The 12,437-nt window shown below is 65.9% G+C and carries 10 protein-coding genes; 5 read left to right on the top strand and 5 right to left on the bottom strand.

What is annotated here, in order from left to right; all coding sequences use genetic code 11:
- The first annotated feature begins 70 nt into the window (after positions 1–70).
- The 4 genes from VUN84_00785 (at position 71) to VUN84_00770 (ending at position 4,710) form a co-directional block, all read left to right on the top strand.
- Complete coding sequence (locus VUN84_00785) at positions 71–370, top strand: SHOCT domain-containing protein (GenBank protein ID XAS64262.1); 300 nt, start codon at positions 71–73, stop codon at positions 368–370.
- A complete protein-coding gene (locus tag VUN84_00780) occupies positions 370–1,851 on the top strand; it encodes a multicopper oxidase family protein (protein ID XAS64261.1) in 1,482 nt (493 codons plus the stop codon). Before VUN84_00785 ends, VUN84_00780 begins: the two co-directional genes overlap by 1 nt.
- 85 nt (positions 1,852–1,936) lie before the next feature.
- Positions 1,937–4,060, top strand: a complete 2,124-nt coding sequence (locus VUN84_00775) for a copper-translocating P-type ATPase (protein ID XAS64260.1) — start codon at positions 1,937–1,939, stop codon at positions 4,058–4,060.
- Positions 4,061–4,074: 14 nt separating this feature from the next.
- Positions 4,075–4,710 (top strand): methyltransferase domain-containing protein, encoded by a 636-nt coding sequence (locus tag VUN84_00770; GenBank protein XAS64259.1) that lies wholly within the window; start codon positions 4,075–4,077, stop codon positions 4,708–4,710.
- On the opposite strand, the gene VUN84_00765 is transcribed toward VUN84_00770, so the two are convergent.
- From VUN84_00765 to VUN84_00755, 3 genes are all read right to left on the bottom strand, one after another.
- A complete protein-coding gene (locus VUN84_00765) occupies positions 4,700–4,867 on the bottom strand; it encodes a tetratricopeptide repeat protein (GenBank protein ID XAS64258.1) in 168 nt (55 codons plus the stop codon). The genes VUN84_00770 and VUN84_00765 overlap by 11 nt on opposite strands.
- Positions 4,868–5,179: 312 nt before the next feature.
- On the bottom strand, positions 5,180–5,629 hold the full coding sequence (locus tag VUN84_00760; GenBank protein XAS64257.1) for a VOC family protein: 450 nt from the start codon (positions 5,627–5,629) through the stop codon (positions 5,180–5,182).
- The gene (locus VUN84_00755) at positions 5,626–6,201 is read right to left on the bottom strand and encodes a GrpB family protein (GenBank protein XAS64256.1); all 576 of its coding nucleotides are present in this window, start codon (positions 6,199–6,201) and stop codon (positions 5,626–5,628) included. The genes VUN84_00760 and VUN84_00755 overlap by 4 nt, the downstream gene beginning before the upstream one ends.
- Positions 6,202–7,432: 1,231 nt before the next feature.
- Here VUN84_00755 and VUN84_00750 point away from each other — a divergent pair.
- A complete protein-coding gene (locus tag VUN84_00750) occupies positions 7,433–9,211 on the top strand; it encodes a polysaccharide deacetylase family protein (protein XAS64255.1) in 1,779 nt (592 codons plus the stop codon).
- Positions 9,212–10,079: 868 nt separating this feature from the next.
- Here VUN84_00750 and VUN84_00745 read toward each other — a convergent pair.
- Positions 10,080–11,276, bottom strand: a complete 1,197-nt coding sequence (locus VUN84_00745; protein XAS64254.1) for an acyl-CoA desaturase — start codon at positions 11,274–11,276, stop codon at positions 10,080–10,082.
- A gap of 13 nt (positions 11,277–11,289) precedes the next feature.
- The gene (locus VUN84_00740; GenBank protein ID XAS64253.1) at positions 11,290–12,363 is read right to left on the bottom strand and encodes a ferredoxin reductase; all 1,074 of its coding nucleotides are present in this window, start codon (positions 12,361–12,363) and stop codon (positions 11,290–11,292) included.
- Between the last annotated feature and the right edge of the window lie 74 nt (positions 12,364–12,437).

Genomic DNA, 12,437 nt, shown 5'->3' with positions numbered 1-12,437 from the left:
ACCCCCCGTACGGCGTCCGCCGGACGATGGGTTGCAGGGACGGTATGGCTGCTCGCGAAGGGATCTGGCCATGATGGGTTATTACGGCAACGGTATCGGCTGGATGTGGCTCTGGGGTGTGTTGTTGTTGGTCGGAATCGCCGCGCTGGTGCTCCTCACGGTCCGCCTCATCGCCGGCCGGGGAGGACCCGGACAGCCCGGACGGTACGGGACCACGCAGTACGGCCCGCCGGGGAATTCCCCGGCCGGGACCGGGTATCAGGGCGGAAAAAGCCAGGCCCGGCTGATCCTGGAGGAACGCTTCGCCAGGGGCGAACTGACCGCGGAACAGTACCGGGAGGGCCTGAAAGTGCTGGGCGAGGAACCCTAGTGCAGCCGATCAGCCGCCGTGGCGCCCTGCTCCTGGGCGGTGCGGGCACGGCAGCGGCGGTGGCAGGCGGCGCCGGACTGTGGTGGTCCCTGGCTTCCACACCCCAACCGCCCGGTGGAGCGGGCGGCCCGAAAAACTCCGGTCTGCGCAGTCCCCCCGAGCTCCGCAGCTCCGGCGGCAAGCTGCAACTGACGCTTGAGGCCGCCCGCGGAGACCTGGAACTCGGCGGCCGCCCGGCCACGGCCCTCTGCTACAACGGCACGTCCCCGGGGCCCACGCTCCGCCTGCGGCCGGGCGACGAGCTCGGCATCAGGCTGGTGAACAACCTTGACGAACCCACCAACCTGCACGTGCACGGCCTGCATGTGTCTCCGCAGGCCAACGGCGACAATGTTTTTGTCATTGTCAGGCCCGGAGAGTCTTTCGACTACAGCCACCGGCTGCCGCCGGATCACCCGCCAGGCGTCTATTGGTATCACCCGCATCACCACGGCATGGTTGCCGGGCAAATCTTCGCGGGGCTTTTTGGGGCGATCATTGTTGAGGATCCGGCGGCCATCCCGGTGAGTGCGGACCGGGTGCTGCTGGTTTCTGACACCACCCTGGACAGTGCCGGCACCGTTGCCGCTGTGTCGTCGATGGAGCGCATGGCGGGCCGGGAGGGCGAGCTGCTTCTGCTCAACGGCCAGCCCGGTCCCATCCTGACTGCCCGCCCGGGGGAACGGGAACGGTGGCGGATCATCAACGCCTGTACGGCCCGTTTCCTCCGGCTCCGGCTCGATGGCCAGGTGCTGGCACGGCTCGGGATGGATTCGGGACGGTCCCCCTCCCCCGAGACCGTGGATGAGATCGTTATGGCGCCGGGCAACCGGGCGGACCTTCTGGTGACCGCCGTCGCCGGCGACTCCGTCCTGCTGGCCATTCCGCAGGACCGCGGCGCCATGCCGGGCATGACGGGCCGGCGGCCCTCCGCCGGGGCCGGGCCGGTGGCCTTGGCGACGTTGCGGGTCAGCGGCGAAGCCGCGGCCGCCCCCGACGCACTTCCGGCTCTTCCTGCCGCGGAGGACCTCCGCACCGCAACCGTGGCCGCGCGCCGGCAGTTGGTCCTGGCAATGGGCGCGGGACCGGGCGGCATGGGCGGGGGCATGGGCGGCATGATGCAGTTCAGCATCAATGGCCGGGTTTACAGCGAAGGCCGCACGGACACCATCGTTGCAGCCGGAAACGTGGAGGAATGGACGCTGGTTAACGACAGCCCCATGGACCACCCCTTCCACCTGCATGTGTGGCCGATGCAGCTCATCGAGGACAATGGCCAGCCGGTGGACTCCGTCGTCATGCGGGATGTGGTGATGGTGCCGGCAAACGGCCGCGCCACGGTCAGGATCGCATTCCGCGATTTCACCGGCCGCTCGGTCTATCACTGCCACATCCTGGACCATGAGGACCTGGGAATGATGGGTGTAATCGAGGTCCGCTAACCGCAAAGAAAACCTTGCCAAGGATACCCCCCAGGGGTATGGTGGGCTGCATCCCAATGTTGACGATTTCCCAGGAGCACGCACCATGGAACACCGGCACGGAAACCCATCAGGCGGCGGCCAGCAGCTGCACCCCCCGGCGGACGCTGGTGTGAGCGGGCGCCAGGGCGCGGACGGGGCAGCCCCGCCGCAGCAGGACGACGAGCATCTGGTGCACAGCCACGGCCAGCATGCCGGGCACAGCGTGGCGATGTTCAAAAACAGGTTCTGGCTGACCCTGGCCCTGGCCGTCCCGGTGGTCTACTTCAGCCCCATGTTCGGGCACCTGATTGGCTACGAACCCCCAACGTTCCCGGGCTCCGCCTGGATTTCTCCGGTGCTGGGAACAGTCATCTTCCTCTACGGCGGCCAGCCGTTCCTCAAAGGCGGCCTCAACGAACTGGGAACCCGCAAACCGGGAATGATGCTGCTGATCGCCATGGCCATCACCGTCGCCTTCACCGCTTCCTGGGTCACCACTTTGGGGATCGGCGGCTTCGACCTCGATTTCTGGTGGGAACTGGCCCTGCTGGTGGCCATCATGCTGCTGGGACACTGGATCGAAATGCGCGCACTTGGCTCCGCGCAGGGTGCACTGGACGCCCTCGCGGCGCTGCTGCCGGATGAGGCAGAACGCGTCACAGCCTCCGGAACCGAGACCATCAGCGTGTCCGAACTCAACAGCGGCGACACCATCCTGGTCCGTTCCGGCGCCCGGATGCCGGCCGACGGCACGGTGGTTGATGGACAGGCGGAGTTCGACGAATCAATGATCACCGGCGAGTCCAAGACCGTCCTGCGCTCCCCGGGGGATCCTGTGGTGGCAGGAACAATTGCCACGGATAACAGCCTCCGGGTGCGGGTAACAGCCATCGGCGAGGACACCGCCCTCGCCGGAATCCAGCGGCTGGTCGCCGAGGCGCAGGCATCCTCCTCCCGGGCACAGGCCCTCGCCGACCGCGCGGCCGCCTTCCTGTTCTACTTCGCCGCAGGGTCCGGCGTCATCACCTTCATCGCCTGGACCCTGCTGGGCAGCGTGCCCGACGCCGTCGAACGCACCGTGACAGTGCTGGTGATTGCCTGCCCTCACGCCCTGGGCCTGGCCATTCCCCTCGTCATCGCGATCTCCACCGAACGGGCAGCCCAAGCCGGCGTGCTGATCAAGAACAGGATGGCGCTGGAACGGATGCGGACGGTCGACGTCGTGCTGTTCGACAAGACGGGCACCCTGACCAAGGGTTCGCCGGAACTGAAGGACGTAGCCGCCATCGACGGCACCGGCCGGGACGAACTCCTCGCCCTCGCCGCCGCGGTGGAGTCGGACAGCGAACATCCCCTCGCCCGTGCGATCGTTGCGGCCGGTGCCGGACGCGGACTTTCCATCCCGCAAGCAGGCCAATTCACTTCCCTGACGGGCCGCGGTGTCCGCGCCACGGTCGATGGCAGAACGGTCCGCGTGGGCGGTCCTGCCCTGCTCCGGGAACTGGGTTCCCGGGAACCCGCCGGACTTGCCGCGGTCACCGCCGGGTGGCGGGACCGGGGTGCTGCGGTGCTCCACGTTCTCGACGGCGACGCCGTGGTGGGCGCTTTGAGCCTGGAGGACGCGGTGCGCCCGGAATCGCGCCAGGCTGTCGCGGCACTGCAGCACCGCGGGATCAAAGTCGCCATGATCACCGGTGACGCCCGGCAGGTTGCCCAGGCGGTGGCGGCGGAGCTGGGGATTGATGAGGTGTTCGCCGAAGTCTTGCCCGCGGACAAGGACAAAAAGGTGGCCGAGCTCCAGGCCCGCGGCCTCAAGGTGGCCATGGTGGGCGACGGCGTCAATGACTCCCCCGCCCTGGCCCGGGCCGAGGTGGGGATCGCGATCGGCGGCGGCACCGACGTTGCGGTGGAATCCGCCGGCGTGGTCCTTGCCGGGAACGACCCCCGGGCGGTGCTGTCCATGGTGGACCTGTCCCGGGCGAGCTACCGGAAGATGTGGCAGAACCTCGTCTGGGCCACCGGCTACAACATCATTGCCGTGCCGCTGGCCGCAGGTGTCCTCGCCTTCGCCGGAATTGTTCTCTCCCCCGCAGCCGGCGCCGTACTGATGTCCGCCTCCACGATCGTGGTGGCCTTGAACGCCCAGCTGCTGCGGGGCCTGAAACTCAACCCTGCCGCCGTCAGCTGACCAGAGGGGGCCACATGCCGGAAGAAAACATCCAGTACCCTTCGTTCGGGCGGTCCTTCGCCCGCGCGGGGCCCCGGATGGATGCCCGCGGAGCCGCGGACCACCGGCGGCGCCTTTTGGAGGCGGCCTACGGTGCTGTGCTCGAGATCGGGGCAGGCTACGGCGCCACGTTCCCGTTCTACCCCGCTGGTGTGTCGAGCGTGCTGGCCCTCGAACCGGACCCCACCCTCCGTGACCTGGCCCGGGCGGCCGCCCGCAGGGCGCCGGTGCCGGTCACTGTGGATGACGGCGTGGCGGAGGCGCTGCCCGCAGGGGATGCCTCCGTCGACGTCGTGGTCTCCAGCCTGGTCCTGTGCAGTGTCGCGGACCAGACCGTCGCCCTGGCCGAGGTGGTTCGGGTCCTGCGCCCGGGCGGCCGGTTGCTGTTTTACGAGCACGTCCGTTCGACGCGCAGGGTACTGGCCGCCGCCGAAGACCTGCTCACCCCGCTATGGAGCCGGCTGGCCGGCGGATGCCACCCGAACAGGGATACCGTCGCAGGAATTGCCGGCGCAGGGCTGACAGTCCAGGGGCTTGAACGATTTGGCTTCTCGGTCCTGCCTGGGAACCCGCGGCTGGCCCACGTTCTTGGGGCGGCAGTCAAGGCCTGACGTCCGGCTCCGGGCTCACGTTGCGCAGTGAGCTGGCGAGTTGAATGAATGCCTGGGGCCGCCGTCGATCGTTGAGACCGGCGTCGAGGGCGAGGCGGTGTAAGGGGATTGCTTCCGTCTTGCTGACCAGGAAGTCGTGAGCAGAGGCCCCTTTCATACAGGGCCGCGGGATCTCCATCGGGCCGCTCATTGACGAGCGTTTCCATTCTCCTGAGGGTTCCGGCGGGGTCGGTGTCATCGGCCAGCGCCCAAAATTCCTGCACGAGAGTCTCCCCGTTGTTCATCATGCGCCGATTCTTCCGCGGCGACACGGCCTCCCGGGAGCAAGAGATCGGTCCGGGGGACAGCGGTGAGCGCCGGGCCACCCTCGGGCCAGACCTGTCAGCGGACCGGCCGAATACCCGCCAGTTCTGCTCGTTTGGAACGACGTGCCAAACGGTCTCGCCTGCGGCGTCTCCTCGTCGAAGGCTCATGCCGTCTCACGAGAGACAAGTCTTCGCCCCAGGGATGCTTGGAACCGAATCAAGTACCCATCGGGGTCCGCCACGAGAAACTGTGTGACGCCGGCTTCGTACTCGCCGGTTCTGTACCATTTGATCTCCGGCGCCAAAAAGAGCGGCCAGCCTCCGGCAGCCAACGCCTTCACGAGAGGTTCGATCGACGGAACCGAAACCTGAAAGTTGATCCCGCGCCCGAGTGGCCGTTCGAGAGGTCCGGTGATCCAGTTACGACCCATCCCGGCCTGCTCCAGCATGAGGTGCGCTGAGCCTCTGGCGATGTAGGCAAATCCTTCATGGATCCGGTGGTAGAGAACCGAGAAACTGCACAGCCGGCACCAGAAATCCAGGCTCTTGTCGAGATCCGTGACTAGAAGCTCCGGCACCAGGCCCGGGTCAGGGGCAACGGTTGTTGTAGTCATACGCTGTTGCCCGTGGAACGGTGCTCGCGCGAGACCTTGGCGTGGGCGAGGATTTGCGAGATGACATCGGTCTTCGCATCGGCGTAGTCATTCATATCGGACCATTGCTTTCGTGCCAACATCTTCTTGGTATTGGCATACAAGGCACGGTCAGTCTCATCAATCCGAAGCCAATCACGCAGCTCTCTGTACGGCGGGACGGCGTCGTCCCCAGGGCGAAATACATGGACGTGAACATCTTTCGCCGGTGTCCTCAGCATGCGGTGCCCTGCCTCGCGGACTCGCAGAACAAAACCGGCCTCTTCCAGTGCCGGAATATATGCCGCCTCATCCTCAACGTCCATGACGGTCAGGAGGATGTCGATGATGGGTTTAGCAGCCAAACCTGGAACCGCTGTAGAACCAATGTGCTCGACGGACACCGCCCTCTCTCCAGCAGCGTCGAGGATTGTCCGGGCGAGCGCTTCGAAGCGTTGGGGCCACGAAAGGTCGTAATCCACTATGACGATGGCCCGTTCTTCGCGGCCGCCGATCAAGACGGCATCCACGTGCGCATCTGCTTCAGATTTCATCGGTCAATCCTCGCATTGCGCATCGGCTCGCTTTCGCCACCACCAGGCCGCCCAGGAAAAACTAACCCAAATGGGCCGGCAGGTTTCGCATCCGGTCCGCAGTTATATTCACGGCCGGCAAATTGCACTTAGGCAGGGACCGCTTTGGGGAAAGGACCCAATCACCCCGTCCTACAGAAGGCTTCAACGTTGACGCCAGTGTTCCGGAGAAGGTACACGGCAAGCGCCGTGGAGCAGATCATCATCGACAAGCACACCGCCGGCACCAAGTCCGGTAGGCCCCCGGAGATCTTCATCAAGTGCTTATAGTGCTTGTTCCCAAGTCCGTCGACACGCCATTCTATGTGGGTCTTATCAACGTCCGGAGTAATAGCTCCGTTAATCTTCGCGCCCCCAAAAGGAGCTTCATCTTAGTCCGGTCAACATATCCCCATGCGGTGAGCTGGTTGAGGTAGTGGAAGTGCCCCTTTTCGGCGGACCGCCATGATTCTTTTTGGATGGTCTTTTCGTACCCTGCGCAGATCAGTGCGATGAGGGAGAACTCGGGCCGGGCGGTGGTTTTGGCGGGGTGGTCCCGTAGCGGGTTCCATCCCACCGGTCGGTGTCCTCCCTGGTCTTGGCCCCGATCACCCCGGTGGCGACTTTGCCGAGACGGTGCGGGAAGTCTCATTCGCCGACACGGCGCTGCAGTACTGCCCCACCTGCCAGACGAAGGGCAAATCTTGGCGGACCGGAGGACGTCCAAGTTCCTGCAGTCGGAAGATCCGGCACCCAAGGCGTCCCGCGGCTCCGAAAAACCAAATTAAATGGAGATTTCTGGACCTGTCGAGATACAGCGAAGATCGGCAGGCTGGCGGGGAGCCAGAGGACGCGGAGCAGGACCAAACGCCAGGAGGCGATGCGGTTCAGAGTGTGCAGTAAATCGACGGCCGCGGGGCGCCGCAGGGGTCGTCACCGGCGGAGTCGGCCGACCCTTCCACGGGTCCTCGAGACCGTTCCTCTCGGGCCCTGCCAGTCTTCCTCAGCGGCCGACTGTCTCTCCCCCGGGGACCCTTGGCAGCCGGCTGCTCTTCGAGCGGACCCCAACACGCGGCGGACTGCAGAAGCGCCGCGGACGGTGGCGCTGGTGGTCGGATTGCGGTTCGGGACTTATGGTCCTACCCGGGCACGCCCCTGGGGCGTAGCGTCTTGACCAAAGCTCGCATGTCTCAATCAGCACCAAGGGGTCACAATGCGCCGGTCTCGACCCGCCGCCCTCGGAATGGCCTTGGCCCTCGCCCTCGGCGGCGGCCTCGGGGGCACGGCTCTGGAGCCGCCCGCGGCCGCCGCATCAGCGGTGGCTGCGGAGTGGAGCGTACCGGCGTCGATGGCGGTCGAGCAGGCCGGCGACGACGCGATCATCCAGCACTATGAGCAGCTCGGCGGCAGCGCATCGTTCCTCGGCACGCGAGTCGGCAGCGCGTACGACATCGCCGGGGGTCGCGCCCAGGACTACACCGCCGGCACGATCTACTGGAGCCCCGGCACCGGAGCGCACGAGGTGCACGGAGCGATCCGCGGACGCTATCTCGCACTCGGCGGACCGGCCGGCTTTCTGGGCTTCCCGCTCACAGACGAAACCGCCACTCCGGGCGCCGCTGGTCGGTACAACGACTTCGCCACCGGCACGATCTACTGGAGCCCCGGCACCGGAGCGCACGAGGTGCACGGAGCGATCCGCGGACGCTATCTCGCACTCGGCGGACCGGCCGGCTTTCTAGGCTTCCCGCTCACAGACGAAACCGCCACTCCGGGCGCCGCTGGTCGGTACAACGACTTCGCCACCGGCACGATCTACTGGAGCCCCGGCACCGGAGCGCACGAGGTGCACGGAGCGATCCGCGGACGCTATCTCGCACTCGGCGGACCGGCCGGCTTTCTAGGCTTCCCGCTCACAGACGAAACCGCCACTCCGGGCGCCGCTGGTCGGTACAACGACTTCGCCACCGGCACGATCTACTGGAGCCCCGGCACCGGAGCGCACGAGGTGCACGGAGCGATCCGCGGACGCTATCTCACACTCGGCGGACCGGCCGGCTTTCTGGGCTTCCCGCTCACGGACGAAACCGCCACTGCCGACGGGGTCGGCCGGTACAACCACTTCAGCGGCATGAACGCCGGCTCGTCGATCTACTGGTCGCCCGCCACGGGAGCCCACGAGGTGTACGGAGCCATCCGAGCCCAGTGGGTGGCCCTCGGTTGGGAGCGCAGCCGGCTCGGCTACCCGACCAGCGGCGAGTACGGCATCACGGGCGGGCGCCGCAGCGACTTCCAGCACGGTTCGATCCTGTGGCACGCGGCCAGCGGCAGGACCGAGGTCATCTACACCAGCGTCCCTTCGACGCTCCTGGGCGTGGACCTCGAGCGCATTCCGACCACGCAGAAGGTTGTCGCGCTCACGTTCGACGCCGGCGCCAACGACGCCGCCCTCCGATCGATCCTCGCCACCCTCACAGCCAACGGCGTCCCAGGCACATTCTTCCTCACCGGAGACTGGGTCAACCAGTTCCCCTCCAACCCGGCGTTGATCTACAACGCGGGGAATCGGATCGGCAATCACTCCATGACCCACCCAGACTTCACGACCCGGACCGACGCCCAGATCGCGACCGAGATCAGCAGCGCGGAGAGGACCATCAGGGCCGCCGGAGGCGACCCGCTCCCGTTCTTCCGCTTCCCCTTCGGTGCCCGCGATTCCCGCACGATCGCAGACGTCAACGCCGCCGGTTACGCGGCGATCCGGTGGACCGTTGACACCCTGGGCTGGCAAGGCACCATGAACGGAACGCGCGGCCCGAGCTTCATCGTCCAGCGCGTCATGGCTTCCGCGCAGCCCGGGGAGATCGTCCTGATGCACCTCGGCTCGAACCCCGACGACGGCTCAACGCTCGACGCCGCGGCCCTCCCCCAGGTGATCTCCCAGCTCCGGGCGGCAGGCTACAGCTTCGTCACCCTCGACGCCGCCCTATGATCCTTCATCTGGTCTTTCCACCGATGATCAGGCTACTGTCCGCCGAGCAGACAGATAAAACACTGCGCGTCCTTAGCCATTCCAGCAGGGGGTCCCGGCCAGTACGACGATCGGAAGGGTCCTGACTCATGAATTTCCCGCTTCCCAGCAGAATATTTTCGCGGGTACTCGCCGTCCTGCTGATCTTCAATGCGGTGTCATCCAAGCGCCCGTGAAGCGTTTCTATGACTTCCCCGACTCCGCGCACGCACCGTAGGTCCAGGAGGCGGTGAGGCGGTGGGGGGGCTGCCTGGCTCCGTGGACACTGACTTCTCAGCGGTCCGGCCGTTGTCGGCGGATTGGCAAGCGTGGCCTGCATGATGCCCTTTTCGATCCTCGTGCTCTACGCGCGGCAGGGCTTGGGGCTCGATTCCTCTGGCTATGGGGGGTCCTCGCGGTCTCGGCGCTCGGGGGTCTGGTGGGTTCATTCATTACCGCCCCACTTCGATCCCGTGCCGGATATGCAGGGACCATCACGGGAAGTCTGGCCCTGGATGCGGCGCACTGGTCGGATCACCGTGCACACACATGCCGTGGGTGGCAGCTGTTCTCTTGGCCGCCGACATTTTGCATGCGGTCATCTGGGGAATCTGCGTGAGCTCTCTGCGGGCAGCCGGCGTTGGCTTACCGGCACCGTTTCTGGCCGGAGGAATCATCTTCGGCGTCTGCACCGTGATTGGTTGGAAACCGCCCAGGGTCTTACGGGCATGAAAAGGGCGCCTGCCCTGCGGAACTGCTCCCCGTGAGTCGAACTGAATTTTTCAGTCCAACTTCCGGGGAGCAGTTCATGCCGGCAGTCGCCCTTATTATGCTCGCGGGAGCGGTGGCTCTAGGCCTTCTTCGGCGGCAGCGCCAGCTTGAAGACCTTGGCCCAGGTGGAGCCGACCTGCTTCAGCAGCGGCCCCGTCGTGTAAGGCAGCCCGTACCGCGCGCAGATTTCCTGCACTTTCGGCGCCACCTCGCCGTAGCGGTTGGACGGCAGGTCCGGGAAGAGGTGGTGCTCGATCTGGTGCGAGAGGTTGCCGCTCATCAGGTGCATGAACTTGGACCCGGAAATGTTGGCCGATCCGATCATCTGCCGGACATACCAGTCGCCGCGGGTCTCGCCTTCCACCATCTCTTCCGTGAAGGTGTCGGTACCGTCGGGGAAGTGCCCGCAGAAGATGATCGCGTGCGCCCAGACATTCCTGATCGCGTTCGCGGACAGGGTGCCATAGAGCGCCTGCTTGCCGGAACCGGTCAGCATGGCGACGGCCGGCGTGGCGGCGTAGTCCTTGGTGAACTGCTTCAAAGCCTTGAGACCCAGGGCTTTAAGGTCCCTGGACATGGCCTCCTTGCTCTTCTTGCCTTCTTGGTAGTCAGGCAATTCGAGGTCGTAGAGGGCGATTCCCCATTCGAAAACCGGCGCCAGGATTGCGTTGTACAACGGGTTGCCCAGGTTGAAGGGCTTCCACTCCTGCGACGGATCCATCCGCAGCAGGTTGTACCCGATGTCGTTATCCTTGCCCACCACGTTGGTCCAGCGGTGGTGCAGGTCGTTGTGGGTGTGCTGCCAGGAGCGCGTCGGGGTGACGAAGTCCCAGTCCCAGGTGGTGGAGTGGATGTCCGGGTCGCGCATCCAGTCCCACTGGCCGTGCAGGATGTTGTGACCCAGTTCCATGTTTTCCAGGATCTTGGCGAAGCTAAGCATCGCCGTTCCGGCGACCCACGCGGCTTTGTGCTTGCTCACCAGAAGGGTGGCCCGGCCGGTGATCTCAAGCCCGCGCTGGACCTTGATCACCCGGCGGATATACGCCGCGTCGCTGGCGCCGCGCTTGGCAAGGATATCGTCCTTGATGGCGTCGAGTTCGCGGCCCAGCTCGGCTACCTGCTCGTCCGAGAGGTGCGCCGCCGCGTCCGGTCGGACCAGCGGGCTGCCGGACTCGGCGAGGGCACCGGGCCGCGTCCTCGCGGCGGCAGTGGCCGTGGCCGCGCCGCCCTTGTCAGCTTCCTCGGAAACGTCAGGCTTGTCGGAAACAATCGTCATGCGGTGGTACTCCTTAGAGGTCGAGGTTCACGGGTCCGGCTGCTGCCGAAACACACGTCTGGATTAGTTGGCCGGGCTCGCCGTGAATTTCATCCGTGCGCAGGTCACGGACCTGGCCGGCCCGGAGGGGGATAAGGCAGCTGTGGCAGATGCCCATGCGGCAACCGCTGGGCATCAAGACGCCGGCGTCCTCGCCGACGTCGAGCAGGGGGGTGTCACCGTCGGCGTCGACTTCACGGTCCGACGCCTCGAAGGTGACCAGACCGCCGTCGCGCCCTGCACCGCCGGCCAGTTTGGTGCTGAACCGTTCAATGGCGAGAGTGGTTTCCGGCCCTGCCCCCGCGGTGGTGGCCTCGACTTCCCACAGCGCCTCGGCGTCGTCCAGGAAGCCTTCCGGGCCGCAGGCGTAGGCGGCCCGCTGGCGCCAGTCCGGGCAAAGCCGCTCCAGGCCGGTGACGGAACTAAAGTCCAGCCGTCCGCGTTCCCCGGTGAACCAGTGGATCACCCGGAAGTTGGGGAATTGGTCGGCGAGTTCCGCGAGTTCCTCCCGGAAGATAGCGTCCGCAGGAGTTCGGGCCGTGTGGATGAGGACGACGTCTGAATCCGGACGGTGCGGGACGAGCGTACGGATCATCGACATGACCGGGGTGATTCCGCTCCCGGCGGTCAGCATCAGCAGCGGCCGTGGATGCTCCGGAAGGACGAAATCGCCCTGCGGCGGTGCCAGGAAGAGGACGTCACCGGGCTTGGTGTGGCGCACAAGAGTGCCGGAGACGGCACCCATGTCGGTGACGGTAATGGCCGGATCCTGGCCGGCGGGGGCGCTGAGCGAATATGACCGCCAGTGGCGGACACCGTCGAGCTCGACGCCGATTCGGGCCCACTGGCCGGCAAGGTGCGCTTGCCAGCCGTGGCCGGGACGGAAGAAAATGGTGGCGGAATCGGCCGTTTCTGGAACCACCCGGGTAACCACGCCGCGCAGTTGGCGGGCGGAAAACACAGGATTGAACAGCGACAGAATATCTTCTGGAGCTAGTGGGGTGGTCAGTAGAGATGCGGCGCGCGCCAGCTTACGGAGCCGGATCATCTTCCAATCTTATGTCAGTGGGGGTCATAGTTCTTCACCCAGGGCATACGATCGAGGTGGATTAACTAACCCGC

The sequence above is a fragment of the Micrococcaceae bacterium Sec5.8 genome (assembly GCA_039636775.1).
Classification (GTDB): Bacteria; Actinomycetota; Actinomycetes; order Actinomycetales; family Micrococcaceae; genus Arthrobacter.
This window is presented reverse-complemented; position numbering and strand designations above follow the sequence as displayed.